The following is a 24,425-nucleotide window of genomic DNA, read 5'->3' as shown; positions in this document are numbered from 1 at the left end:
AACCCTTCTTTCATGATCAAGAAGATCCAACTATTTTTATCCCTCGCGGCTGTGTACCGTTTGGATCGGGTTCTTTCGTAATGCCGATTTGATTGAATCGATCATTTGCTGGAAGCTTGTAAGTCAATGACCCTGTACCAGCTTCATCAGGCTTAAATGTGCCGCCATTCGTCCGTTCACCATTATTCAAAAGCCACACTTGATAAACCTCAGACTCTTGTAATGCAGGTAAATTTTGAATCTGGACGACTAAACTTTTTTCATGACCTTGCTGCAAGATATATGCAGCTCCGGCAGTTTTCATATTTACAGCAGTCTGATCGGTAGGCTGTAAAGAAAATGTTGTTTCAACCTTTACCGGTCGATCGGTCGCTAGGAGTTCTTTTTTTAATTGCATATTGGAATAAAACAGGATAATCGCTAAAACTAGAGTAGCCAAGAAGAGTCCTGAAGTGACTGGTGTGAACTGCCTGCTGAAAAAATGGCCCCATTTCTTCACCTTGCGCACAGGATTTTCATTAGCTCCCTCAAAAACAAAATTCATCACATCCGATTTAAGCGTATCAGGGGGAGCAATTTCTTCAAAATCCCATTTTAATGATTTCCAGGCTTCCGTCATTTGATCATACTCCCTGGCGCATTCTGGGCAGTTCATTAAGTGTTCTCTGAATGCTATTTTTTCTTTTTCTTCCAATTCATCTGTTAAAAATGAAAGCAGGTTATCACATTCTATTTTCATTTACAAATCACCTACTTCCAAATACTTCTTCAACTGCTTGAGTGACTGATGAAGTCTGCTCTTGATCGTTCCAATCGGTTCATTTTCAATTTTAGCAATTTCCGTAAGCGAATACCCTTTCCAATATAATAAATCAATTAGTCTTTTTTGTGGCTTGCTTAACTTATTTTTGGCTTTCGTAATTTCACTGTTAATCAGTCCATTTTCGATATCATTATTTGGATCTTCTATGTCAATTGACTGACTCATCCCGATTTGTTGGTTATTCTGAACATGAATACTGTCTTTACGAACATAATCGACACATACATTCCGTGTAACCGTTAACAGCCAATTCACGAAGTTCCCCTTTTCAGGGCTAAAACTACTTTTTGTCGTCCAAAGCTTTAAAAAAACGAGCTGCACGATCTCCTTTGTTTTTTCTTCATTTCCATTAGTAAATTTAATAACGAAGCCATAGATTAATTTAATATATCGGTCATAAAGTTCCTCCAGAGCAGGACGATGCTTTTTAATTACTAATGCCATTAATTCTTGATCAAGTTTTTCTTTCAATCGCACCTGCAACTCCTCGCCAAATAATTTTTGAAAACGAACAACAGGAACAATCACGAGTCTGATCGTTCCCCCTGTTTTCGTATTATGGTAAAACCGTTTCCTTATTTACAATATACCAAACATCTTTGACTCCTTCTCCATTGACATCTCCTACTTGCTGATCATTTACAAAATAGTAGAGCGGGACTCCTTTGAAAGTAACCTGTTCTGCACCAGTGTCCTCTCTTTTAATTGTTCCAAAGTCTTTTTTGTCAAAGCCTTCTGGTACATTAAAATCCTGCCCCAAGAAGGGCGGCCAATTTTCCAAACACTCACCCGAACAGTTGCTTTTTCCTGCTTCATCCTTTTTAAAATAGTACAGTGCCATTTCTTTAGAATCAGCCAAATACTTTCCTACTTTTTCATTTTCCAATACTTTTAGACTCGGAGTAGTCTCATCAGCTGTGGTGGCAACCGCTTGATCCTCCTTAGTAGAATCTTTCGTATCATTTCCACATGCTGCTAAAAACAGTACGCTTGCAACTAACGTTAACATAAACATCCATTTCTTCATTTAACTCTACTCCTTCACTTCCAGCCCCATTTTTGAAACACTTGATGAGAGGCTTCTGATTTTAAATATTTAATAAATAGTTTGGCTTCTTTCTTGTTGTCCGTCTTACTTGTTATACTAATTGGCGTTCCTCGATAAAGTTTTTCTTCATCTGGAAGCTGAACCAGTTCAGTCACATCTGCAAGACGATAATGCCAAGATTCATATGTAATCCAGGCATCATATTTAGAATTTTTCTCCCAAAGTTCGATCGCTTCAGCACTCGATTTAACTGATACCCTAATATTCTTGCTAATTCCAGAGATAAGCCCTTTTCCTCCTGCTAAATCCTCCCACAAGCCAAGTTGACCCGCTCCATTCACATCGACAATCTTTACACCGTTTTTCGTTAAATCTTCCAAAGAGTGTATCTGTTTAGGATTTCCTTTTCTAACTAAAATTCCAGCTGCTCGCGGATACAATTCAGTACGGGTTTTTTCATTTACAATGCCCGGATGTTTAAGTATGAAATCCGTCAACATATACTCAGACCCGCCGTAAATCATGTCGGCATCCTGTTTGGCTTGATCAATCCATTTTGCTTCAGGCCCCGCAGTTACTTCAACTTTTATCCCCGTTTCATTCGTAAACCGATCCGCCAACTCCTTCATTGGTCCAAGGGGCCCACCTGGTCCATATACTTTTACAACATCGTTTTTTGCAAGACTCCGTTTAGAATCCATGACTGCTGAAAAGCCTAACAACATAAGCATACATACTATACATCCAAGAAAGATAACCTTCTTCTTCACGCCTTTCTACTCTCCTTTCAGAAAAATCTGTTTATACTATAGGTAACGAGACAAACTTCCAAACGGTTTGAAAAAAAATGAATTTTTTATTATTTTGTATAAAGGACATGGGGACCCGGCTTCGCGACTTACTAATCTAGACAACCTACTTTTCAGATATACGTACTTTACTAAGAAAGCTTCAAAATCCGGCTCCGCACCGCCACCATTGTGATTAGGCGATTGTAGCGTGCTACAGGATTAATCCTTCATGGTAAAAGGTCGCGCTTTAACATCATATTGTTTTGAAAAAAAAAGACCCCCTCTTATCTTCTGAAGGGGCAAGCCCAATGATAAGGGGGGATGAATGTCAGGTTATTTACAAGTTTTTCGCTTCAGCTACATTTTTAACACGTTCTAAAAATTCAACGACCACTTTTTCGGTAGCAAACAATAAAAATATTTTCACAAACCACTTTAACGGACGATTAGTTACTGTATATTTAAAGGAAGTCTGATTATCATTCATTCTATTTAATTCATAAAAAGCGGTAATTTCAAACATATTAGCAAGTGTAAAACCTACTTTTAGCTTTTTCTTATTAGGTGCATTCGAATATTCTAATGTTTCTACATCATACTCTTCTATTCGTTTTCCTTCTCTATAACTTTGGCGATATACACTGCCAACCACTTCTTCAGTTATTTTAATAGGTTTGTTCTCAACTACTTGAGGCATGATTTCTTGCATATTCTCTAAAGAACCATCAAGAAACTTCCAAACCTGTTCAATTGGAGCGTTTATTTCTATGTCTTTTGTCCATTTTTTCATTGAAAATCACCTCTATCAACATTCTATACACTTCAATCGATTTACATCGAAATTTCTATAATAGATTAACTCTACCATAAAAAAGCGTCTCCACATCTTGTAGAAACGCCACCCATTTCCATTTATCCATAATCTAGTTCACTGACACACCTTTCAGTGATTTTTAGCCTGTATAGCTAACTTTTCCTGTCTCAACTAATTCCTTAAGTCCCATGAACATTAAATTCCAGCCATGTTCAGTTTGATCGTGATACTCTCCAAGCGCTTTTTCGATATCAGATTTTGTCCAATTTTCTTCATGTGGAACGACCATATTTTGTGAAAATGTCATTTCACAACCTTGTTGAAGTTCTTTTAGCTCAACTGTAATCGTGTCTACTGTATCGCTAAACTGTGGCATTTTAAAAGTAAACACTAATTTTGTTGGAGCGTCAATTTCAAGATACTCCCCGATCGCTCGATAGTCTTTTCCACCTCGTTGATCAACAATTTCCCAAGTACCATCTACTTTGGGATTATTTTGTGCCACCTTATTTGTCCCTTCCAATGTAAAGAACCATTTTCTCATCATGTCAGGATTTAACCATGCATCAAAAACGCTTTCAGATACTACATCAAAATTTCTTACCATTGTTAAAGTGGTTGTTGAATAGTTGTTCATATTCATACTCCTTTATGTAATATCATGTTCTTTCTTTTTTGCTTCCAATTCTTTAATCTTTACCATTCATTCCAAACCTTTTAGCGACTCTGGTACGAGCTCTTTCAGCTTTTTATGTTTATAGGATGATTATAACAGAACAAATGTTCCGTACGCAATAAATATGCATAAAAAGATTGGCTATATAATAGGAAGTTATTGATTTTTGCTTAACACAACATAAAATAAAAAAGGTCGAACCACTTACGTATCTTAAGAAACGCCTGGTTCGACCTCACTATCATCCTACCTCTAAAGAAGTGGGCTTTCTCATATGGGAAGTCTGTAAATTAAATATTTTTTATGATTTTTGCTGGATTTCCAGCTACTATCGTATTAGCAGGAACATCTTTTGTAACAACAGAACCAGCAGCACCAATTGGGTTATCACCAATATTGACACCAGGCAGGATCACACAACTACCGCCAATGACAACAATATCATTTATTTTTAACCCTTAAAAATATATAACCCCGTCCTATATTAGGACAGGGTTTACATAAAGTGAAACTTCCCTCAGTGGGGGTTAGTTGAACCAATCGGGAATTTACAGGCTGTAATACCGGGATAAAGTTGTTTAATTGTTGATAATAACACTTCACCGAATTTAAAATATAACAATAAAGTCGTTTAGAACTAAGTTATATCTATTTCGACAAAGTTACTTCTGCGCTATCTGAATAAGGTTGCCGCATGTATCGTCGAAGACAGCTATTGTGACTTCGCCCATTTTTGTCGGCTCCATAGTAAACTTCACACCGTTTTCCAATAATCGTTTGTACTCTTTATGAATATCTGCAACGCCAAACATTGTTGCTGGGATGCCTTCCGCAAATATCTTCTTTTGATACTCTTTGGCAGCAGGATGCTCATTCGGTTCGAGTAAAAGCTCGGTACCGTCATGATCATCGGGAGAAACAAGCGTAATCCACCTAAATTTCCCCATGGGAACGTCATGCTTTTTTACAAATCCCAGCTTTTCTGAATAAAATTCCAGTGCCTTGTCTTGGTCTTGTACGAATAGACTGGTAACAATGATTTTCATACTTCTTTTGCCTCCTTTGATATTTACCACGTTGGTGCTCTGCAAACAATTTAGCTCCAGGCAGAAAAACCCCTACATTCGTCAGAAGTTTTTAAATAAATTACTCTATCCATCCTTTTAGCAAATCTTTAAGTGGTTCGTTGTTGAACATTAGTACTCTATATTTTCCCTTTCGTTTTGATTTTACGAGTCCTGCATCTTCCAATGCAGAAAGATGTTTAGCAATCGCTTGTCGGGAAATGGAAAGGTCGTGCTTCATAATAAGACGTACCGTAAGTTCATACAATGTCAACTCGTTACGTTCAGATAGTTCGTCTAATATCAATCGCCGAGTCGAATCGCCGAGTGCTTTGAATATAGCGTCTTTGTTCCCATTCATATATTGAGTATAAGCAACTGTATGGTTGCTTGTCAAACATACGCAACTGTATGGTTGCGTGATAAAGGAACTGTATCATACAATCTTAACAAGTTAAAGTCACATATTTGTAGTTGTACCATTAAAGTAATATAAACTGAATTTCAACAAAAAAGTGCATTAATCCTCGTTGGATCAACACACTAGTTAAATTAATAAGCACTTTGTATGTTTTTTAATCTTTTACACGTTTCTTCTTCAACTAACCTGCCCGCTACTTAAATAAGAAAAGTCTGCCGTAGCACCCCTATATCATGCTATAGTACCCTTTAGTTGAACTACAAACTCTTAACATATAGGTAAATACTAAGTTAAGAATTAGCTTTCAATTAAATGTTTTGTACAATTATACAAATCACAATCCCATCCATTCTCATACTTTACCAGAGAAGTGAAAGACGTGTTACTTAGAGATTCTTCAATATTAAAATGAGGTACTAGCACTTTTAAAATCTGTTTAATGAATGAACCGTGACTAACGATTAATATATTTTGATTAATATGTTTGTTGCTAACCTCTTCAATTAATGAAAGACCTCTAGCAATAACACTATCATCACTTTCAATTCCTAAATCTAATTCCCACCATTTCCCCCCCCACTTTAAAACCCTTTCCTCTTCAGTGGTTCCCTCAATTAATCCTCCACCTACTTCGCGGAGCCTAGAATCCAAATGTATTTGTATCCCAATTTTATCTGCTATAATTTCAGCCGTTTGTTGAGCTCTTAATAGATTACTAGAATAAACTATATCCCACTCTTCTGTTCTTAATCGTTCTGCAAGCTGATGTGCACCTGATAACCCCTCTTCATTCAATTGTATATCAGAATTCCCCTGTGCTCTACCTCCCTTATTCCAAGGTGTACTCCCGTGACGAATAATCCCAATTTTAGTCATATATAGATTTCCACTCCCTATATTTAAATTCATCCTTGAATATTCCTATTTAATGTTTATATTTTCCTTCTTTAACTAAACTGCTCCGTTAGTCGAATAAGAAAAAAGCTACCGTAGCAGACTTTCTTAACTGAACGAATGCCCCACACACCCGTATGTCCTTCCCTGGCTACTGATATAATAGATTCTATTTAAAAAAGGTCAACCAGTAAAAACTGGCTAACCTTATAATACGAATCACCCGTTAGTTAAACGAGATAAACTATCTTTGCTACATATAAAAGGAACTTTTCGACATAACAAAAATGCAGATTATACGCATAAACAATAGCATAAAAGTCTACATATTGATTAAGTCTGTACCATATGAGTTGTCGATTGCACAAAGCCATTCGCCTTGTGAATTTTTCTTAAACACATAGGTTGACCTTCTATCCATAGAATATTCCGTTTCATTTTTATCAGCCTCAAGTAGCGTTTGGGAAATAACTAATGCAGTATCTCCAGCTTCTAAAATAATCATTTCTCCCTGTGCTGGGACAAGACTGTTATTAAAATATTTCGCAATTTTAATAAATGCTTGTTTGATTTCCTCTTTTCCTCGTGCAATCATATCTGGTTTTACTACCAGAATCGCATCATCAGTATAGTAATTCTTCAGAGTATCAAAATCTTCCTGCTTTATTGCTTTATCACACTTCTTGATAAACTCCTTTAATTCGTGTTCCAAATTACACCACTCCTTATCTTTATAATTTTAAATTCTCCAATTAAGTTCTAATATCCTTGTTCCACTAAACTGCCCCGTTACTTCAATAAGAAAAGAGCCAGTAATGGCATCCTTTATCTTTGCCTACTTATCGATCTTTTTGATTAACATTTAGTTCAATCAAATTACCATCTGGATCGGCACAGAAAATTTGTGCGTATCCACTTTTTCCGTTTGGTTTTTCAAGGATTTCAACTTCATTCTGTTTTAACCATTTAAGAGTGTCATAGTAGTTCTCAACTCCAAGAGCAAAGTGACCTTCTCTGCTGGATAAGCTTTTATCCTTACGAATCGTCTGTGAAGAGGGATCGACTATCAAGTGAAGTTGATGTCCCTCTATTTCATACCAAGCACCTGGAAAATCAAAATCAGGACGCTGTATTTCTTTTAAACATAATGTTTTACCATAGAATTCTTTTGCTCTTTCCAAATCTGTCACAGTAAGACTAACATGATGGAGGCATTTATATTTAATCAAAATCTTCACTTCTTTCATTTCACCAATTTTTTTTTTACCTTAGTCGTTTTGTGGCTAAGTAAACATCAATCAACTGAACCCATTGATTGATGTTGATGGAAATTATCTTGTATATTCCGTTTTCCCCTTTCATTCAGAAAAAAAATTTGAACTTTTCACTATAGACCTTAAACCTTGTTTTAGTCATATATCCGAAAAGCATATAGGTGAAGAATATGTACTTATACAACGTGGTATACTTACGCTCAATGTTTAAGGTGAGAAGTTTGTATTAAACACTGATGAAACTATTAAATTTAACGCAAATACTGAACGCACCTATATAAACGCTTCTGATGAACTGGTTAGATTCTATATAATTATCTCTTATCCCGACTAATATCTATGTCTATTTTCTAGGTTAGTTTGATAGTCTGGTCGCAAGTATCCGTTATTCAAGAACACATATAATAATATGTTTCGTGAAGATAAAAAAAGTGCTTGCTCTATCCAATAGAAGTTACTCTATTAAATGGTCCTTTAACGAAGTAACATAACTGGCGTTGTTATCAGTCCCATATTCATGAAAAGATTGCGAAAGTAAGATCATAGTACCTACAAACATTCCTCTAAGAAAAAGACGTTCATGAAGTCTAGTCTGTGACTTTGTGAACATCTAGATTTTTAAATGACTTTATATTAATCTAATTCAAAATAACTACAAACTACTTCCCCAACAGATTTTGCTGCAACGAGAAGGGCATCTTCGTCGATATCGAATTTCGGATGATGGTTGAAATACACCTTCTCTACTCCTTGAGGTTTACAGCCAATGTAAAAGAAAGTACCTGGAATCTTTTCTACATAATAAGAAAAGTCTTCTGAGCCAGAGAACATTGGGTATTCGCTTATTTCCCTAATTTCTGGTTCTTTACTGTTTTGAAGACTTGTCACAACAGCTTTGGTGATTTCTGGATCATTGATTAAAGGCGGATAATCAGCTGTATAAGTAAGTTCGCATTGAACAGCAAATTCAGTTTCGATACCGCGGACAAGACGGTGAATTTCTTGCTCAATCAACTTTTGTGTTTTTTCTGTCATGTAGCGGACATCACCTTCTAATTCGATCCGATCCTTTATGACATTAAAAGAACCTTTGCCATCAAATGAACCAATGGTCACGACTCCCATATCGAAAGGATTTAATCGACGGCTAATGACGGTTTGTACAGCAGTAACAAAATGAGCACCAGCAACGATCGCATCATTTGCTAAATGAGGTGAGGAGCCATGACCGCCAACACCTTGGATAGCTAATTTGAAATACGTTCTCCCAGCCATCGCATACCCACTTCGATATCCAATATGGCCCACTGGATTATCCGGGAATAAATGGACTCCATAAACTGCGTCTAAGTCATCTAGTAATCCCGATTCCATGATACTTTTTGCTCCACCTGGTGGTACTTCTTCAGCATGTTGGTGGATAATTTTGATCGTACCTGAAAGCAATGACTTTAATTGAATGAGACAATCGGCAAGTACTAGCATATAAGCTGTGTGTCCATCATGGCCGCATGCATGCATGACACCATCATTTTTCGATTTAAACGGAAGTTCCGTTTCTTCCATAATCGGTAGTGCATCGAAATCTGCTCGCAATCCAATCGTTTTTCCTGGTTTTTCACCTTTAATCGTCACGATGATGCCATACCCATTCCCCACATTCGTTTGGATGTCGACGTCTTTCCCTTGATAAAAATCAATAATATATTGAGCCGTATTTTGTTCTTTAAAGCTCAACTCTGGGTTTTCATGTAAATAACGACGAATTTGGATCATTTCTTCTTTACGAGCTTCTAACATTTTCATTAAATCGTTTTTCATATTCGCCTTCTCCTTCTTATGTATGATTCAGTATGATCTTCCTAGTAAACTTTTCATTGTTTGAATGACAATCAAAAGTAAGCAAGTAAAACCCTTTTACACAGTGATTTAGCCTACTACATCCAATTGGAAGATCATGACTCTACGTAAAGTATATTTTAAAATAATATTTACCGCAAATGTATTTGAATAATTCAGAATTTTTATCGATATAATATTTTTATAGTATTGATAATATAGTAGAGTAGATGAATTACTTATCAAAAAAATCAGGGAGGAAATGTGCATGAAATTTATCCATCTACTATCTCTCATACCGTTTATCGGGATGTTAGGTATGTTACCGTTTGTTAACAAAATCGAACCTTATGTGCTTGGAATGCCATTCATTTTATTTTGGATTGTCATGTGGGTCGTCCTTACATCTGTCATTATGGCCATTATCTTTAAACTTGACCCAAATAATAAAGAAGGTGATACATCACGAATGCAGCTATTTTCATTATTTTCGACTTTCTACTATTTTCAATTGTTTTAGGTATTCAAGCGAGAAAAGGAAAAAACATGGATTTGGAGCAATGGTCTGTTGGGGGACGTGGTTTTGGGACGATCTTTGTCTTTCTGTTAATGGCATACAGCTTTATCACTCAATTGTTCCCAGCGATTGTTTTTAGCTTTATGAAAAATAACTTTGTAACCAAACAAGGTGCTGCAACTGGGATGATTTTTGGCGTTATTACCGTGGCATACATTACCATTAAACAAGGGACGATCGCGACGATGTTTCCATCATTCCCACAAGTGATTCAAGATTTAAACGTTGGGATAATTGCTTTAACAATAAATATTGTCATAACAGTCATTGTCAGTCTTTTTACAAACAAAAAAGTAACAGCAGATACCAGAAAAGAAAATTCACAATCCGCTTGATGAATAGATTGGATATTCAATGATTTAAGTGGAACTGTTCAATTTATTAATAAAATGGTGATAACAGTCCAAGTAAGAAAATTATTTATTCGATAATTAATCATGAAATGAGAAGTTAACCATTAATTAAGGGGGACAGATATTATAAAAGAGCACCCTCCTTTCTATATTGTTCAACTATTTCATTTGATGCATTGTTCTGCGATTAATTGATATGATTGATGCTTATCCTTTGGTGAATAAGTGATGGTTACAATCATGATTTCATCTGCTAATACATGGGATTGAATCTTTATTAGCTTACTTTTCACCTCATTCGGATTGCCTATAATCATTTTCTTTTTTATTCTTTCAATTGACTCTTGATCACGTGGATTTAATTGAAATTCTTTAGCTTCATCGACAGAAGGAACACCCCGGCTCCCTTTCCTATTCTCGTTTTGTAGTTGCCAAGTAATCGAACTTAAGGCAATTTCTTCTGCCTTCTGAGTAGTTTCTGCGCAAATTACTGATAAAGCCATAATGACGTAAGGTTTTTGGCCTTTTTTTCTTGGTTGAAATGAATGACGATATTGTTGGATGATTTCTTCCCCGTTTTCATCACTCATAAATTGTCCGAAACAATAAGCTAAACCATTTTCCGCTGCAAAATTTGCACTTTTTTTACTCGTTCCTAACATCCAAAGTTCAGGACTAATTTGCGGTAACGGAGAAGCAGGTAATATGGACTCCTCATTATCTATGTATTTAATTAATTCTTTTACTAAATCGGGCATTTTATAAACATTTTCCAAAAAGTTGTCTGATAATGCATTTGATGCTTCAGCAGGACCACCCGGTGCCCTCCCGATTCCCACATCAATTCGATTTGGAAATAGAGTGGATAACAAGTGATAGGTTTCTGCCACTTTATATGGCTTATAATATGGCAATAAAACCGCCCCAGAGCCAATTCGTATATTTTTTGTGTTAGCTCCAATATAACCTAACATCACCTCGGGTGCGGAGCATGCAAGCCCTGGCAATGCATGATGTTCAGCAATCCAATAACGTGAATATCCTAATGTCTCCCCTATTCGTGCAAGTTTCATTGATTCCTGTAGTGCGTCATGTGCCGTTTGATTAGTTGAAATGGGAGATTGATCTAAAATGCTTAATTTCATAAAATGAAATTCCCCTTTTCTATTTTGTTCCTTCTTTTAAAGTCAGTTTAAATTCGCCAATTTGTCCTTTTTCGTATAGATTTGTAATAGATGTTGAATATTCTTGGATCGTTCCGCGGAACTCAAGATGTTTCTCGGGTACTATTACATCAAATGTTCCTTTATAAAGAAGTGTTGTTATGTCATGGTAGTCGTCACTTGTAACATTAAAAGTTACCGAAATTCGAATTCCATTTTCTTCTTTTTCCTCTTCGTATTGTGTGATTTTGATTTTCGTATCATTTAGTTGAATTTCCTTAACCATTTCATCATCATCCCTTTCCCAAAAAATAATAACACATCCTTAACCAGTTAATGAACTCTATAGCTTAGAAATGAAGCGTGTGATATGCATTTGTCGTTTTCTACACGCTCATATTGACCAGTTGCTATATAACCTGCTCCAAGACTTAGCCCATAATCGAGGAAAACTTTAATTTTTATTTCTTTATTGCACATAACATCCGGATTGGATGTTATCCCACATCATATTCTTCAAGAAAATAAGTAAAGACTTTTTGTTATGCCCTTAGCTTCTTCACATCATTACCTATCTGTATGAGAAAAAATCCCAAGAGGAATTGAAAAAAATAACTATTTTAAGTTGAGATCGATATAAAAATTGAGCAAATAAAAAAACGCCATTTTAATCTAACTTTTTTAAAATGACGTTTCTTCATTTGCTGTTAAATATGTATTTGAGAGAAACTGTTAATATTGCTTTTTTCTAAAGCTCTATTTTATTCTATCGAACTAAAATAGGAAAATAACGAAAAAAATTAATGTGCATTCATTTCTTCTGCAATTTCTTCTCCACTTAGGTTAGAAAAATAATAGGTTGGCCAATTGTCTAATTCATTTAAAAGAATGCTATGATCTACATCTCCAAAATAAATATGGTAATGTTCTGCTTTTGTTGGATAAATACTATGATCACTGAATTGAACATGTTTTGGTACACCATCTACTTCTCCAACTAAATCAAATAAATAACGAACACCTCTATTTCCGGATTCATAAGTCAAAATTTCGTATCCATGATACTTATATTCTCCTGCTTTTCCTTCTCCATTTTTATAAAATGTCATCGTATCATCTTTTATCACGATTCGTTCAATGTCTGCTTCATACCCAACTTTATAATATTCTTTGTACTCTTCAAAGGTTTTATCTTTGTTTGTTTCTACTTTTTTCTGTAAGACCTCATCTAAAGTTCCATCTAATAAGTATGGATAGACTGATTGCCAATCTCCTTCCCAATCTGATAATTCTCTATCTTCAACTTCGTCATCTTCAAATATTCCTGAATATACTTCTTTCTGCTTTTCATCATCGTGATGATGGTTATGATTGGTATCTTCTGTAGATCCAGAATTAGAATCAGAAGAAGTAGGTTCAGAATCTGAGGAAGCATTTTCGACAGGTGTATCTACTTTTTCTTGACAGCCTGTAAGGACTATACCTAATAAGAAAAACACAAGTATTGATTTGATAAGTTCCTTTTTCATAAATAAACGATCTCCTTTTCCATTTTAATAATCGATATAAATCGTAACAATTACTATTTATACTTTATGAATATACTACGTTTAAAATATTCCGTCAATATAAAACGAAATGATTTTGATTTGTGTTTTTTATTTAATAAAAGATCGATATGAATCGATTTCATAATGCGTACTTTTAAAAAATCATAAAGAAATAGAATTTGAAATGATTTCTTAAAAAAACGAATGAAATTTCCGATTACGCCGTTGTGGATAGTTGAAGATGGTTGAGTCGATCAACTGCAAGTTTACTGGCATTGTACGCAATATGAACCAAGTTGAAATGAACTTTGGCTTTCTCTCCTGTACAAGGATATATCTGATCTAGTAGAATGTAGCCTTTGAGATAAGCATTTACACGTTCAATGGAACTTCGTTCTATAGATTTTTTCATCCCATTTCACCGACCCTCTTGCAGGTGCTGTATAACGTCTGAGATCATCTGTGATTTCCTTTTTATAGACCTTCTGACATAGACTGTCGTTGGCTAATGGACACTTCTGACATTCAATTGGTCGTGTGTATTTCAGCATTTTGTACTTCGCATCGAAGCTCTCGTACCGATAGGAGTGTTCCCGCACGCATGTCGGTACGAAATACTTATCAAATCCCATTGACTCCGGCTCGTTCTTTTTATTATAGGTAATGATGGAATGCGCTCAGTGATTCGAATGATTAACAAATAGATCATCGCGGAGTAATTAAGCGATTGTTTAGGTCCGAATCGAGACTTTTTCATCACAATATCAGGGATTGGATGAATATCAATTTAAAACGTTGGGTAGGTTCTAAATCGAATAAAACTTGCATGTCAAATGGGAATTGTTGTCATATAAAGGACAAAGGGAGACCTTCTTTTGATTGGTGAGTTAGTTTAGTCACTTACTCATTTCGACATTTGGGGAGGTCCTCCTTTTTTATTGCATTAAAACACTTGAGTTACAAGGAATCAGAGTTATGAAATTGATTCATTTAATGTATGTTTTGCTTTTTCAATGACATTCGTAATGTTTGGCCATTCTGCATATGGACCATTCATCCAATACAAAAACGACTAAAAAGTATTTTCTTAGTCGTTTTTGTGGTTATATTACCTAACTTCAATCTACCTTTTTAAAAGACTTCTCATGCTGAAGCAGCCATTCTTTTCTCCACAAACCACCTGCATAGCCTGTTAATTTCCCGTTTGAACCGATAATTCGATGACAAGGAATGACGATACTTAATCTATTTTTGCCATTGGCAGTTCCTACTGCTCTGACGGATTTTTCATTCTTAATGGCAACAGCAATATCTTTATAGGACCCTGTTTCGGCGTAAGGGATAGTTGTCAAAGCGTTCCATACCGTTTTTTGAAATTCTGTACCCTCAAAGTTATAAGAGAATGTAAATACATGACGCTCACCCTTAAAATATTCATCCAATTGATTAAAACAATCCACTAAGACCTTGGGTGTTTCATAGTTTACCGTATTGATGATTTCATCCCTCTCAACGAACATAATAGAACTAACCACTTCCTCTGAGCCCACTATCTCTATTACGCCAATCGGAGATTTGTAATCTAATTTATTCATATAAAGACCTCCAGAGATAAAAGGTAGCATACGCTTGCCAACCTTCCCAATTTGTTGCCACTTCTTTAATTTCCGCTATTGTCGGTTTACGCTCAAGCCCTAATTGAAGCTTTAAAGCATTATGAAGACCGACATCTGCTATCGGAAAGGCAGATGGATGGTGTAAACATTTCATCAGCACATAATCCGCCGTCCATGCTCCCACTCCCCTTATCGCCAGTAAAGACTTTTGTGCTTGCTGATACGCTGGTTCTTGCAGCAACATTTCTTTTGTTAATTCGCCATTTCTCATGGCCTTGGCAACTCCAATAACATATTCAGCCTTCCTAACAGTAAATTGAAGTGTTCTTAACTCCTCTATCCCTAAGGTGGCGATTCTTTCATATGTTGGGTATAGCCAAAAAGGATTTCCTTCAAAAGTAAGACATTCCCCAAAGTGTTCAACAAAGCGCTGCTTTAATTTGTACGCAAATGTTAAATTTATTTGTTGCCCCATTATTGCCCAAGTCAACGCTTCGAATAAGTCTGGTATACACATCATCCGTAATCCATAATATCTCTTGTGAATTTGTTGCAATATCTTATCTTGGTTAGCTACTTCATAAAAAAGGCTCAAGTCTTGATCCAAATCAAACCATTCCCATATATACGCTACTACTTCTTCATGACTGGTGATAGACAATGGATGAATGGGAAAGTCTACATGAATTACATCTTGAGTGAAACCAATTCTACACAAGATTAATTCTCCATTTACTTTTATCAGCTTATATAATAAACCATCTCTAATTTGATGTAACACTTCTTTATGAGACCTGCCCAAGAATACTAGGCATTCTTCAAAATTGAATTCCTTCGGTGGATGTATCTCAATAAATGATCCGTGATTGCTCCATTGCATTACAGTAGCTCCTTTTCGGCGAGAATACGATATTCACTTGGTGAACAATTCTTCAAACGACGAAACGCCTTATAAAAACTTGAGGGACTCTGAAATCCAACTTCATAGCAAATTTCAAGATTTGATCGATTTGCACTGCAAAGAAGATAGGCTGCTTTATCAATTCTTATTTTCTCCAAATAAGTACGCGGAGTTTCTAACGTTTCCTGCTTAAACAAGCGTTCAAGATAAAAAGGGCTTACACCGACATGATTCGCAATATCCTGTAACACCAACTTTTGTTTATAGTGATTGATTAAGAAGGCAATTACATTTCTGACCAGTTCAGCATGCGGGGAATGATCGACTTCTGGCCGACATCTTTTACAAGCACGAAAACCAGCATGCTCAACTTTGTTGATATCATAGTAGAAATCCACATTTATCTTTTTCGGCTTTCTAGATCTACACGATGGTCGACAGTATATTTTTGTGGTTTTCACTGCCGTAAAAAATAATCCATCATACTTTTGATCGCAAGCCATGACTTTATCCCACATTTCATCAAAAGAAAGATTGAGTGTATCCTCCATTGAATTCCCCGCCCTTTCTAAGTCAGTCCTCATATAACAATGAGGTATCTTTTGACTCCATTAATTGTGCAGCATTGCTGTCTAAAAAGGAAATAATTTTATCAGATAATGCATTACCAAAGCTAAAACGTTGCACGCCTAATTCCTGCAGCACATGACAATTTGTAAGTCCTGGTAAAGACAATACATTAATTGGAGCGTGTACTGTCAAAGTGATTTCTTTTATCTCATCATAGTCAATCAACCCAGGGACAAATATTCCACTAGCTCCACTCTCTACATAGGCCTTTGCACGATTTACCGTTTCAAAGAAAGGATTTTCTGTTTGAAAGTATGTATCGGTTCTAGCATTAATATAAAAATCTTGATATCCATGATTATCTAATGCCATTCTGATTGCTGATAAAAGATGACAATGTTCTTTCATTGTTCTGAGCCCCATTTGTTTCTTGCATGAATCCTCAATATTGATGCCAGCAACCCCAACATCAGCCGTCCTTAAAACATTTTCAATAATCGTTTCCTTGTCTTCCCCATAGCCTGCCTCAATATCTGCGGAAACAGGTATTTTCACATTTGCTGTAATCGTTTTGATGACTCCAAGATGTCTTTCAAAATCAATTAATTCACCGTCTGCATATCCAAACGAGTTCGCAATTCCCCAACTTGTTGTACCAATTGCTTTAAATCCTGCCTTCTCGAGCGTTAAAGCAGATAACAGATCCCATGCATTTCCTAAAAATAACATTTCTTTTGACGAATGTAATTTATTGAATTCCTGAATGGTAGTCATTCTAACTCCTCCTAATGGTTGTTTACCTCTATTTTAACAAGGAGCCTACGCCTATTGCGTCCTCATTCTTGCGCTTATGGTCTACAAAGAAAAAAATGCCAGGTACTCGAATGATTCTAAATTCGATGAGTACTGGCACTTTTTATTTGATTACATTCACTTTCTCTCCAAAACAGCAAAGTAATTGCCTTCATTATCCGCAAAGTTAAACACTCTGCCAGAAGGTATTGTCACCAATCAATGTGATCATTCTCGAATAGGAAGCCTCAGATGGAATCTCATCTGATACCCGGAATCCACAATCAACCTTAAATCGTAAATCTGTAGAGAAACGCTTTACTAGGTCCTTTATGAAAGGAATGCGCTCGGGGATTCGAATGATTAACGAATAGATCATCGCGAAGTAATTAAGTGATTGTTTAGGTCCGAATCGAGACTTTTTCATCACAATATCAAGGATTGGATGAATACCAATGCCTGATAAAACCGAATTAAAACGTTGGGTAGGTTCTAAATCGAATAAAACTTGCATGTCAAATAAGGATTGTTGTCGTATAAGGGACAAAGGGAGACCTCCTCTTGATTCGAGAGTTAATTTAGTCACTTACTCATCTCGTCATTTGGGGAGGTTCTCCTTTTTTATTACATTAAAACACTTAAGTTACAAGGGCTCAGAGTTATGAAATTGATTCATATATATTATTAAATAAATTTTAAAAAATAATATACTTAAATAAACCCCGAATATTCTTCAATAGGTAGGAACGCTTTTTACGACGAATGGGTGCTTTTTTCATTTTTATTGTTCATTTAAATTGCCATCGTTTGTAAATAAGCTGTTGTATCAAGCCATTTTTTAAAAGAGCACCAAAATGGAATTATTTGATAATAAAGGGCGGTTTTATTTAAATGCTCGTTGTTGATTTTGGCACTACCATTGATTGGAGTGAAAGGAGTGAGACTCCTACAGGAAGCGAGTACCTGTAACGGAAATCATCCCAGGATAGTAGTATAAATATAATTTAAAAGCAACGAAGTTTATGTAAACGGCCATGTAAAAAAACATCTATCCAGAAGATAAATGCTTTAACAAAAGTATATAAGAACATCAAGCAATCTTGATTCTTCTTAAGAAGTTATAATGGTCATTCATTTACATTACGTTGGCTATTTTCAGCTAAATATTTAGCATATTGAACCGTATTTCTCGCTACATCTAATTCGCAATTAAATATGATTGGCGCACCTGGTCTCCAATTCACTTCAAATAACCACAATTTTTGATTTTCATCCATTCCAACATCAATCCCTAATTCATCCAATGACACATCATCATACAAAGAATCAAAGTGGTTCGAAAAACTTATTGCGAAATATTCAAGTGTTTTTTTTATATTATACCAAGAATCATTGAATTCTTTTTGTAAAAAAATATCCAGATAACCAGTATACCCCCCACTTCCGATATTTGGTGCAATGCTTCCTATAGTTCCTATGCGTGGATATATTGAGGTAATGACCCACTTTCCTTCGCCATTTTTTTGTACATGCAATCGGAAGTCATATACTTGGCCCGTTTTAATTTGACAGGAAATGAACTGTTGAGCTAGATACTGTTGTTCTTGAATCTTTCGAATTGTGAATTCGACCAATTCTTGCTTAGTATAAATAGATATGTCCCCAGTTTCATTCACTCTGTATTTATCATTTCCTTCCTTTTCAATAAAAACGATCCCTTTTCCCTGATTCCCGGATACTGGTTTCATAATTACTTTTGGATAAAGACGGACCATTTGCATAAATCGTTTAGCGTCTATTAAATCCATAGAAGGGATAAGATATTGTGCAAACATTTCCCCTTTTTTTATCAGCTTATTAACATATGATTTATCACCAACTGAATGACTTGTAAAAGGAATGATTTCTGCTAAAAAATCCACGATTTCTTCTGCTTTATCCGTTAAAGGATAGCTGGCATTATAGATAACGTCAGGGAAAGGGAACTGCTTTTCCTGCCAAATTCCGTTCTCATATATTTTCCCATTAATCGTTCGGTCTTTCATATTTACTTTCCCAGGCGTGAAGTAAAAGAAGGGTATTCCTTCCGCTTTAGCTACTGCTGAGTAAGCATAAGCTCTTCTCACTTTTTGCGGATCCTCCCGATGGTGAAGCATGCCAATTAATGTCATAACCGTTTATCCCACCTTTATAAAATGCTGTTCTTTAAAAATATAAAACAGGGCTAATCTTTATTCCTATTTTTCAAATTATTGAGAACAATATTAGACCAACTTATATATTCTATGAGTATAGATTTAAAACAGCAGAGACAGGTGGGGTAACATGACTTTATGAATACGATTATCTTTATTAGCTCTAATAAATCAGGATCCAGCAGAGAAGCTATAAAAGCTGCAGAGCGTCTTGGCTATTTAACCGTGCTATTTACAAATAGACAGCATTTTATTGATCAAAGATTGGAATTTCCCGATGTTCATCAAATGATCTTCACAGAGCTATCTGATTTTGAGGCGTTAACAAAAGGGATTCAAAAATTACAAAATCGCGGACTAGTGATACAGGCAATCTTAAGTTTCGTAGATCCCTATGTAAACATCGCAGCAGCTTTAGAAGAAAAATTCTGTACAAGCGTTGTTTCTACAAATCCAATCCTGAATATGGAGGATAAAGTTTTAACAAGAAATCTTCTTAAAAGCCTCCGATCTTCACCTTACTTTACCGTTTATACACCAGAAGATTCCTCAAAAGATTTCCTTAAGGAACAAAAAAATCATCTACCATTAATAGTGAAATCTCCTATTTCAGCTGGATCGAAAGATGTCTTACTGGCAAATGACATCTTTCAACTAAACTTAGCAATAAATAAACTATTAAATAAGTATAATGATACACCTATTTTAATCGAAGAATTTTTAACAGGCCCTCAGTATTTAGTTGAAACATTAGTACACGATGGAACTATTACTATCGTAGCTGTTATTGAACAAGAAATTACGTTCCAAGAACGTTTTATCGTAACAGGATATAGCTTGTTAGCTTATATGGACAAACAGTTTTTTGATCATCTCTATGAAACAGTTTGTACAATTGTAGAAGCTTTTGACATGAAAAACGGTGCGTGTCACCTCGAATTGCGTCTCGTTCGAGGGAGATGGAAATTAATCGAGATTAACCCTAGAATTTCTGGCGGTGCCATGAATCGCTTGATTGAGGTGGGATATGGCATTAATTTAGTAGAAGAAACCATTCAGTTATTTTTAGGTAATCAGCCGAATCTTACAATCAAACATCGTAAGTACGTGTATGTACAGTATCTAACTGTAGATATTGAGGGTAAATTGGTTAGTGTTACCGGGAAAAATCGTGCTAGTAAATATCCAGGGGTGCAAGAAGTGTTTATAAAACCACGCAAAGGAAAGATATTACGGCCCCCTTTATCGATGGGAGATCGTTATGGATACGTGTTAGCCTCCTCATATAATAAAGAAGAAGCGAAACAAATGGCGATAGCAGCAGCTAAAGAGATTCGTTTTAATATTGAAAAACTATAATGATTACGGGCAAAACCTGAAAGAAACAAGAATCGCCTTTAGTTCCATTTCTCTTTTACAAATTGGACAGCCTATATAGGCCACTAAAACGTCTAACTGGAGTTATTCAAAATATAGTGCTTCAATTTTCACATGAATCCCTATGAATCAAATGAAAATTAAATTGTCTCATAATGATTAAAACGTCTAGGATTTACTCCGTGCTTCTAATGTAAATGAAGTTAGAGGTTATGATCGGTTTATTCTAGTACTAAAAAAAATAGTAAGTAGATGTAAAATATAAAAAGACATGAGCATCATACCTATGTTTGTAAAAGCTTATCCTTTTGCGAAAGTCATTTTCATAGACTTTCGCATTTTTTATTTTTAGTGATTTCTTCAGTAATAGTAATAGCACTGGCGTTACAGCGAAAGGGATCATATACATGTGATTCTTATCAGCTTGTTTTAACTTGGTGAAATGCAAAAGAGACAAAAGTTATTTTATAGGTTATGACCTCACACTCTATACATCGTTTACCATGTCATATAAACGATATATAATCGAACTGCCAAATTATTAGAGAACTATTGCTGTCATCATTTGTTTTTTTAAAATTTCCGCTGCTTCTCTCGGATCATCTGCTTTCATAATCGCCGATACAATCGCTGCACCACAAATACCGCTATCGAGAATTTGTGGAAGATTGGCAGAGGTTACGCCTCCAATCGCGACAGCTGGAATGGCAACAGCTTGGCAAATCATTTTCAGTGCTCCATGCTGTAGCATTGAAGCATCCTTTTTTGTTACAGTTGGGAAGACTGAACCTACCCCAATATAATCAGCTCCCTCTGCTTCAGCAATCAAGGCTTGTTGGACATTTTTAACAGAGACACCTATCTTCATAGACACAGGAACTAGTTTCTTTACGACAGATAAAGGGATATCACTTTGCCCAATATGAATGCCTTCTGCTTCTACTGCAAGCGCAATATCAACGCGGTCATTTATGAAAAGTGGAATGGAATAAGCCGCAAGTAATTGTTTAATTTTTAACGCTTTTTCATAAAAGACTTTTCCATCGGCTGTTTTTTCTCTTAATTGAACAGCTGTAACTCCTCCAAGAATGGCCTCTTCAATAATTTGCTCAAGCTTTCCAAGCGGGATCGATTCCTCTGTGACAAGATAGAGGCTAAGATTATCTCGTAGCATACTCATGTAATTGTACCTCCTTCATCCAAGTCGCTCCGTTCATCAGCGAGATCGTATCAATTAATTTCATTCGGAAAGTCCCAGTTCCTTCTCCTTCTGATAGCTTCTTTGCAGTTAATTCACCAGCAATACTCATGACGGAAATTCCCGCTACTGCTGCATCAAGCATCTGATCTGTAACCCCTGCAAAGCAACCAATTAATGAAGTCGCCATACAGCCTGTTCCTGTCACTTTCGTCAATATCGGATCGCCATTGTTCACTAAAACAGTCGTTTCACCGTTACTAATTGCATCTGTTCTACCACTTACAACGATTGTACTGTTTAGTTCTACCGCTGCCCGCGCAGCAAGGTCCGCTCCTGCTAGAGATACCGTACCTGAATCAACACCTCGCGTCTGACTTTTCCCTCCTATTAAACTATAAATTTCACTGGCATTCCCTCTAATAATGCTCATCCTCACTTCATGAAGAATCTTCTCAGCCATCTCGATTCGATAAGGTGTTGCCCCAGCGCCAACAGGATCAAGAATGACCGGGATATGTGCAGAGTTAGCAGCTTTTCCAGCTAAAATCATTGCTTCACAGGAATCGGCGTTAAGCGTCCCTAAATTTAAGACAAGTGCATTTGCAATTTTCGCCATATCTGCGGCCTCATTGACACTAGATGCCATAACAGGAGAGCCGCCAATGGCAAGGGTACTATTCGCACAGTCATTGATTGTGACCGAATTGGTTATATGATGAACAAGCGGATTGGCACTTCGGACTTTCTTGAATAATAATTCGATTCTATTTTGCACAGTCATTCCCTCCAAATTTTTATGATTGGTGTACTTTCTGAAATTGATAGAAATGGTTGACTGGACCATGGCCATTCCCAATGGCAAAGCTGTCACGGATAGCTTGCGTAATATATTCTTTTGATTGACGGATGGCATCCTCGATTTCAAGTCCGTTTGCCAAGTTTGCCGCAATGGCTGATGAAAGGGTACAGCCCGTCCCGTGTGTATTTTTCGTATGAATTCTTTCACCATTCAACCATGAATAATTTGTCCCATCATAAAAAAGATCATTTGGATCTCCGGCAGAGTGTCCTCCTTTTAACAAGATGGCCTTCGCTCCTAATTGCTCGATAATCTGGCATGCTTCATATAAATCTTGTTTAGATTGAATCGTTATTCCCGCTAGCATTTCCGCCTCTGGTATATTAGGAGTAACGAGCGTAGCCATTGGGAGCAAGCGCTTTTTCAACGCTTCTACAGCATCCTCCTCCAGAAGTTGATCCCCACTTTTAGCAATCATGACTGGATCAAGGACAATGTACTGAGGTTTATATGTATCAAGCATTTCGGCAACCGTTTCGATCGTTTCGGCCGAACCGAGCATCCCAATCTTCACAGCATGAACTTCAATATCGTCAAAAACGGCAGATATTTGGTCGCGAATGATTTCTTGGCTCATCGTTTGAATCGAACGAACCTCTACCGTATTTTGGGCGGTGACAGCTGTGATAACCGACATGCCAAACACATGATGGGCAGAAAATGTTTTTAAATCGGCTTGAATTCCCGCTCCTCCTCCTGAATCAGAGCCTGCGATTGTAAGTGCTGTTTTCATAGAGTAACCCCTCCAAATATTTATTTTTCAAGAACACTTTTAATAAAATAAACGCAATACTTGCTCCTGCTAAAGAACTAATTGAAAACGCTGGTAAAAAGCCAAACAAAGCCACTTTTTTCCCTAAAAACAACAGGGCAAGTGGATAACAGGCAAGCGCTCCGATAATCCCGGTACCTATGACCTCACCTACACAAGCGAAACCAATCTTATTTGTATACCTGAATAATAGTCCTGCAAGCAAAGCCCCCATCATACTCCCTGGAAAAGCAAAGATAGAACCCGTTCCAGCCATGTTTCTAATAATAGAGACGAGCAAAGCTTGACCAATGGCATAGCCAGGACCTAACATAACGGCCGTTAATACGTTCGCTAAGTGTTGGATCGGAAAGATTTTGGCAAAGCCCATCGGAATAAAGACAAAGGAACTAGTCAGTGCTGTTAATGCTGTAATCATGGCAGTAAGTGTGAGCTTTCTAATAGAATTCATCGTTTCATCTCCTTTTTGTGTGCCCCATACATTGGCCAAAATAGTTTGGAGCATTTTAAGTGATTTGTTTTAAAAAGCCACACACTCTGAAATAAAACCAAAAACCCCCTTCCTGAAAGTAGGAAAGGGGTAGATATCCACATATAAACTAACTGAGCTAATATCTCCACTTCCCTCCGCCGGCATGATCCGGTTCAGGTTCAAAGGGTCTAGAACAACGTTCCATCTCAGCCTCTTAAAGACTCCCCTAGTGCAATGTATATTTAATTACTGTCATCATACCACGCTGGAACAAAAATGCAATGCCTGAAAATTTGAAATTGATATTTTTTTAAGGCGAGATAGGAAAATTGGATTCATGTAGCGCTTATTTATCCCGCATTAACGGGCAGTAATACCTCCGC

Annotated in this window: 27 protein-coding genes, 5 pseudogenes and 1 riboswitch; of the genes and pseudogenes, 3 read left to right on the top strand and 29 right to left on the bottom strand. The window is 36.4% G+C overall.

The features are described from left to right. Positions 1-16: 16 nt before the first annotated feature. The 13 genes and pseudogenes from ACIQZI_RS01025 to ACIQZI_RS00965 all read right to left on the bottom strand — a co-directional run bounded on the left by ACIQZI_RS01025 (position 17) and on the right by ACIQZI_RS00965 (position 9,626). Positions 17-739, bottom strand: coding sequence for an anti-sigma factor domain-containing protein (locus ACIQZI_RS01025; RefSeq protein ID WP_403068268.1), 723 nt, complete (start codon positions 737-739; stop codon positions 17-19). Further along, a complete protein-coding gene (locus ACIQZI_RS01020) occupies positions 740-1,294 on the bottom strand; it encodes an RNA polymerase sigma factor (RefSeq protein ID WP_403071944.1) in 555 nt (184 codons plus the stop codon). Between the two features lie 85 nt (positions 1,295-1,379). Further along, positions 1,380-1,850, bottom strand: coding sequence for a COG4315 family predicted lipoprotein (locus ACIQZI_RS01015; RefSeq protein ID WP_403068265.1), 471 nt, complete (start codon positions 1,848-1,850; stop codon positions 1,380-1,382). 14 nt (positions 1,851-1,864) lie between these two features. Then, positions 1,865-2,602 carry an extracellular solute-binding protein gene (locus ACIQZI_RS01010; protein ID WP_403071941.1) on the bottom strand — a complete coding sequence of 246 codons (738 nt, stop codon included), beginning with the start codon at positions 2,600-2,602 and terminating at the stop codon, positions 1,865-1,867. 397 nt (positions 2,603-2,999) lie between these two features. Further along, positions 3,000-3,452: an SRPBCC family protein gene (locus ACIQZI_RS01005; protein ID WP_403068262.1), complete on the bottom strand. Its 453-nt coding sequence runs from the start codon at positions 3,450-3,452 to the stop codon at positions 3,000-3,002. Between the two features lie 163 nt (positions 3,453-3,615). After that, entirely contained in the window at positions 3,616-4,113 is a 498-nt protein-coding gene (locus ACIQZI_RS01000; protein ID WP_403068259.1) for an SRPBCC family protein, read from the bottom strand. A gap of 329 nt (positions 4,114-4,442) precedes the next feature. Next, positions 4,443-4,601: pseudogene (locus tag ACIQZI_RS00995) on the bottom strand (sugar O-acetyltransferase); the annotation flags it as partial. A gap of 213 nt (positions 4,602-4,814) precedes the next feature. Next, complete coding sequence (locus ACIQZI_RS00990) at positions 4,815-5,198, bottom strand: VOC family protein (RefSeq protein WP_062176008.1); 384 nt, start codon at positions 5,196-5,198, stop codon at positions 4,815-4,817. A 100-nt stretch (positions 5,199-5,298) separates the two neighbouring features. Beyond that, a complete protein-coding gene (locus tag ACIQZI_RS00985; RefSeq protein ID WP_403068255.1) occupies positions 5,299-5,577 on the bottom strand; it encodes an ArsR/SmtB family transcription factor in 279 nt (92 codons plus the stop codon). Positions 5,578-5,934: 357 nt separating this feature from the next. Beyond that, a complete protein-coding gene (locus ACIQZI_RS00980) occupies positions 5,935-6,513 on the bottom strand; it encodes a histidine phosphatase family protein (RefSeq protein ID WP_403071938.1) in 579 nt (192 codons plus the stop codon). 340 nt (positions 6,514-6,853) lie between these two features. Next, a complete protein-coding gene (locus ACIQZI_RS00975) occupies positions 6,854-7,243 on the bottom strand; it encodes a YybH family protein (protein ID WP_403068252.1) in 390 nt (129 codons plus the stop codon). A 127-nt stretch (positions 7,244-7,370) separates the two neighbouring features. After that, complete coding sequence (locus tag ACIQZI_RS00970) at positions 7,371-7,760, bottom strand: VOC family protein (protein WP_403068249.1); 390 nt, start codon at positions 7,758-7,760, stop codon at positions 7,371-7,373. A gap of 678 nt (positions 7,761-8,438) precedes the next feature. Next, entirely contained in the window at positions 8,439-9,626 is a 1,188-nt protein-coding gene (locus tag ACIQZI_RS00965; protein WP_062176003.1) for an amidohydrolase, read from the bottom strand. 286 nt (positions 9,627-9,912) lie between these two features. Here ACIQZI_RS00965 and ACIQZI_RS00960 point away from each other — a divergent pair. Together ACIQZI_RS00960 and ACIQZI_RS00955 are read left to right on the top strand one after the other, a co-directional pair. Further along, positions 9,913-10,104 (top strand): annotated as a pseudogene (locus ACIQZI_RS00960) (DUF3311 domain-containing protein); the annotation flags it as partial. Between the two features lie 86 nt (positions 10,105-10,190). Beyond that, entirely contained in the window at positions 10,191-10,556 is a 366-nt protein-coding gene (locus tag ACIQZI_RS00955) for a hypothetical protein (RefSeq protein WP_403068245.1), read from the top strand. A 182-nt stretch (positions 10,557-10,738) separates the two neighbouring features. On the opposite strand, the gene ACIQZI_RS00950 is transcribed toward ACIQZI_RS00955, so the two are convergent. The 12 genes and pseudogenes from ACIQZI_RS00950 to ACIQZI_RS00895 form a co-directional block, all read right to left on the bottom strand. Continuing rightward, positions 10,739-11,719: an LLM class flavin-dependent oxidoreductase gene (locus ACIQZI_RS00950; RefSeq protein WP_403068242.1), complete on the bottom strand. Its 981-nt coding sequence runs from the start codon at positions 11,717-11,719 to the stop codon at positions 10,739-10,741. Between the two features lie 19 nt (positions 11,720-11,738). After that, positions 11,739-12,023, bottom strand: coding sequence for a DUF3219 family protein (locus ACIQZI_RS00945; protein ID WP_403068239.1), 285 nt, complete (start codon positions 12,021-12,023; stop codon positions 11,739-11,741). 98 nt (positions 12,024-12,121) lie between these two features. Further along, positions 12,122-12,276 (bottom strand): annotated as a pseudogene (locus tag ACIQZI_RS00940) (tRNA 2-thiouridine(34) synthase MnmA); the annotation flags it as partial. 261 nt (positions 12,277-12,537) lie between these two features. After that, a complete protein-coding gene (locus tag ACIQZI_RS00935; RefSeq protein ID WP_403068236.1) occupies positions 12,538-13,266 on the bottom strand; it encodes a metal-binding protein ZinT in 729 nt (242 codons plus the stop codon). Between the two features lie 238 nt (positions 13,267-13,504). Then, positions 13,505-13,958: pseudogene (locus ACIQZI_RS00930) on the bottom strand (IS5/IS1182 family transposase); the annotation flags it as partial. Positions 13,959-14,405: 447 nt separating this feature from the next. Next, positions 14,406-14,882: a methylated-DNA--[protein]-cysteine S-methyltransferase gene (locus ACIQZI_RS00925; protein ID WP_403068233.1), complete on the bottom strand. Its 477-nt coding sequence runs from the start codon at positions 14,880-14,882 to the stop codon at positions 14,406-14,408. Continuing rightward, positions 14,875-15,783 (bottom strand): DNA-3-methyladenine glycosylase family protein, encoded by a 909-nt coding sequence (locus ACIQZI_RS00920; RefSeq protein WP_403068230.1) that lies wholly within the window; start codon positions 15,781-15,783, stop codon positions 14,875-14,877. The genes ACIQZI_RS00925 and ACIQZI_RS00920 overlap by 8 nt, the downstream gene beginning before the upstream one ends. Then, on the bottom strand, positions 15,783-16,355 hold the full coding sequence (locus ACIQZI_RS00915; RefSeq protein ID WP_403068227.1) for a bifunctional transcriptional activator/DNA repair enzyme AdaA: 573 nt from the start codon (positions 16,353-16,355) through the stop codon (positions 15,783-15,785). The genes ACIQZI_RS00920 and ACIQZI_RS00915 overlap by 1 nt, the downstream gene beginning before the upstream one ends. Before the next feature lie 22 nt (positions 16,356-16,377). Further along, entirely contained in the window at positions 16,378-17,148 is a 771-nt protein-coding gene (locus ACIQZI_RS00910; RefSeq protein WP_403068224.1) for an isocitrate lyase/PEP mutase family protein, read from the bottom strand. A gap of 156 nt (positions 17,149-17,304) precedes the next feature. After that, positions 17,305-17,385, bottom strand: a pseudogene (locus ACIQZI_RS00905) (VOC family protein); the annotation flags it as partial. Next, positions 17,354-17,713 carry a hypothetical protein gene (locus ACIQZI_RS24265; protein WP_483878411.1) on the bottom strand — a complete coding sequence of 120 codons (360 nt, stop codon included), beginning with the start codon at positions 17,711-17,713 and terminating at the stop codon, positions 17,354-17,356. The gene ACIQZI_RS24265 and the pseudogene ACIQZI_RS00905, both read right to left, overlap by 32 nt. 580 nt (positions 17,714-18,293) lie before the next feature. Further along, positions 18,294-19,337, bottom strand: coding sequence for a YheC/YheD family endospore coat-associated protein (locus ACIQZI_RS00895; protein ID WP_403068221.1), 1,044 nt, complete (start codon positions 19,335-19,337; stop codon positions 18,294-18,296). Between the two features lie 162 nt (positions 19,338-19,499). Here ACIQZI_RS00895 and ACIQZI_RS00890 point away from each other — a divergent pair, with 162 nt between their 5' ends. Then, on the top strand, positions 19,500-20,720 hold the full coding sequence (locus ACIQZI_RS00890; RefSeq protein ID WP_403068218.1) for an ATP-grasp domain-containing protein: 1,221 nt from the start codon (positions 19,500-19,502) through the stop codon (positions 20,718-20,720). Positions 20,721-21,279: 559 nt separating this feature from the next. On the opposite strand, the gene thiE is transcribed toward ACIQZI_RS00890, so the two are convergent. Genes thiE through thiW form a run of 4 tightly spaced genes read right to left on the bottom strand, consistent with a single transcriptional unit; the run spans position 21,280 to position 24,021 of the window. Beyond that, positions 21,280-21,918: a thiamine phosphate synthase gene (gene thiE, locus ACIQZI_RS00885; protein WP_403068215.1), complete on the bottom strand. Its 639-nt coding sequence runs from the start codon at positions 21,916-21,918 to the stop codon at positions 21,280-21,282. Beyond that, complete coding sequence (gene thiM, locus ACIQZI_RS00880) at positions 21,899-22,720, bottom strand: hydroxyethylthiazole kinase (protein ID WP_403068212.1); 822 nt, start codon at positions 22,718-22,720, stop codon at positions 21,899-21,901. Before thiM ends, thiE begins: the two co-directional genes overlap by 20 nt. A 13-nt stretch (positions 22,721-22,733) precedes the next feature. Beyond that, entirely contained in the window at positions 22,734-23,531 is a 798-nt protein-coding gene (gene thiD, locus ACIQZI_RS00875; protein ID WP_403068209.1) for a bifunctional hydroxymethylpyrimidine kinase/phosphomethylpyrimidine kinase, read from the bottom strand. Continuing rightward, positions 23,500-24,021 (bottom strand): energy coupling factor transporter S component ThiW, encoded by a 522-nt coding sequence (gene thiW / locus ACIQZI_RS00870; protein WP_403068206.1) that lies wholly within the window; start codon positions 24,019-24,021, stop codon positions 23,500-23,502. Before thiW ends, thiD begins: the two co-directional genes overlap by 32 nt. Before the next feature lie 154 nt (positions 24,022-24,175). Next, positions 24,176-24,280: riboswitch (TPP riboswitch) on the bottom strand. Positions 24,281-24,425: the final 145 nt, after the last annotated feature.

It is taken from the genome of Peribacillus sp. NPDC096379 (assembly GCF_044762875.1).
Lineage (GTDB): Bacteria > Bacillota > Bacilli > Bacillales > DSM-1321 > Peribacillus.
The sequence above is the reverse complement of the archived record's forward strand: the minus strand, read 5'-3'. Positions and strand labels throughout refer to the sequence as shown.

What these genes read in the sequence shown, in the direction of transcription:
- ACIQZI_RS01025 (WP_403068268.1), bottom strand. Translation starts at nt 739, where the DNA reads ATGAAAATAGAATGTGATAACCTGCTTTCATTTTTAACAGATGAATTG.
- ACIQZI_RS01015 (WP_403068265.1), bottom strand. Translation starts at nt 1,850, where the DNA reads ATGAAGAAATGGATGTTTATGTTAACGTTAGTTGCAAGCGTACTGTTT.
- ACIQZI_RS01010 (WP_403071941.1), bottom strand. Translation starts at nt 2,602, where the DNA reads ATGCTTATGTTGTTAGGCTTTTCAGCAGTCATGGATTCTAAACGGAGT.
- ACIQZI_RS01005 (WP_403068262.1), bottom strand. Translation starts at nt 3,452, where the DNA reads ATGAAAAAATGGACAAAAGACATAGAAATAAACGCTCCAATTGAACAG.
- ACIQZI_RS01000 (WP_403068259.1), bottom strand. Translation starts at nt 4,113, where the DNA reads ATGAACAACTATTCAACAACCACTTTAACAATGGTAAGAAATTTTGAT.
- ACIQZI_RS00990 (WP_062176008.1), bottom strand. Translation starts at nt 5,198, where the DNA reads ATGAAAATCATTGTTACCAGTCTATTCGTACAAGACCAAGACAAGGCA.
- ACIQZI_RS00985 (WP_403068255.1), bottom strand. Translation starts at nt 5,577, where the DNA reads ATGAATGGGAACAAAGACGCTATATTCAAAGCACTCGGCGATTCGACT.
- ACIQZI_RS00980 (WP_403071938.1), bottom strand. Translation starts at nt 6,513, where the DNA reads ATGACTAAAATTGGGATTATTCGTCACGGGAGTACACCTTGGAATAAG.
- ACIQZI_RS00965 (WP_062176003.1), bottom strand. Translation starts at nt 9,626, where the DNA reads ATGAAAAACGATTTAATGAAAATGTTAGAAGCTCGTAAAGAAGAAATG.
- ACIQZI_RS00955 (WP_403068245.1), top strand. Translation starts at nt 10,191, where the DNA reads ATGGATTTGGAGCAATGGTCTGTTGGGGGACGTGGTTTTGGGACGATC.
- ACIQZI_RS00950 (WP_403068242.1), bottom strand. Translation starts at nt 11,719, where the DNA reads ATGAAATTAAGCATTTTAGATCAATCTCCCATTTCAACTAATCAAACG.
- ACIQZI_RS00945 (WP_403068239.1), bottom strand. Translation starts at nt 12,023, where the DNA reads ATGGTTAAGGAAATTCAACTAAATGATACGAAAATCAAAATCACACAA.
- ACIQZI_RS00935 (WP_403068236.1), bottom strand. Translation starts at nt 13,266, where the DNA reads ATGAAAAAGGAACTTATCAAATCAATACTTGTGTTTTTCTTATTAGGT.
- ACIQZI_RS00925 (WP_403068233.1), bottom strand. Translation starts at nt 14,882, where the DNA reads ATGAATAAATTAGATTACAAATCTCCGATTGGCGTAATAGAGATAGTG.
- ACIQZI_RS00920 (WP_403068230.1), bottom strand. Translation starts at nt 15,783, where the DNA reads ATGCAATGGAGCAATCACGGATCATTTATTGAGATACATCCACCGAAG.
- ACIQZI_RS00915 (WP_403068227.1), bottom strand. Translation starts at nt 16,355, where the DNA reads ATGGAGGATACACTCAATCTTTCTTTTGATGAAATGTGGGATAAAGTC.
- ACIQZI_RS00910 (WP_403068224.1), bottom strand. Translation starts at nt 17,148, where the DNA reads ATGACTACCATTCAGGAATTCAATAAATTACATTCGTCAAAAGAAATG.
- ACIQZI_RS00895 (WP_403068221.1), bottom strand. Translation starts at nt 19,337, where the DNA reads ATGACATTAATTGGCATGCTTCACCATCGGGAGGATCCGCAAAAAGTG.
- ACIQZI_RS00890 (WP_403068218.1), top strand. Translation starts at nt 19,500, where the DNA reads ATGAATACGATTATCTTTATTAGCTCTAATAAATCAGGATCCAGCAGA.
- thiE (WP_403068215.1), bottom strand. Translation starts at nt 21,918, where the DNA reads ATGAGTATGCTACGAGATAATCTTAGCCTCTATCTTGTCACAGAGGAA.
- thiM (WP_403068212.1), bottom strand. Translation starts at nt 22,720, where the DNA reads ATGACTGTGCAAAATAGAATCGAATTATTATTCAAGAAAGTCCGAAGT.
- thiD (WP_403068209.1), bottom strand. Translation starts at nt 23,531, where the DNA reads ATGAAAACAGCACTTACAATCGCAGGCTCTGATTCAGGAGGAGGAGCG.
- thiW (WP_403068206.1), bottom strand. Translation starts at nt 24,021, where the DNA reads ATGAATTCTATTAGAAAGCTCACACTTACTGCCATGATTACAGCATTA.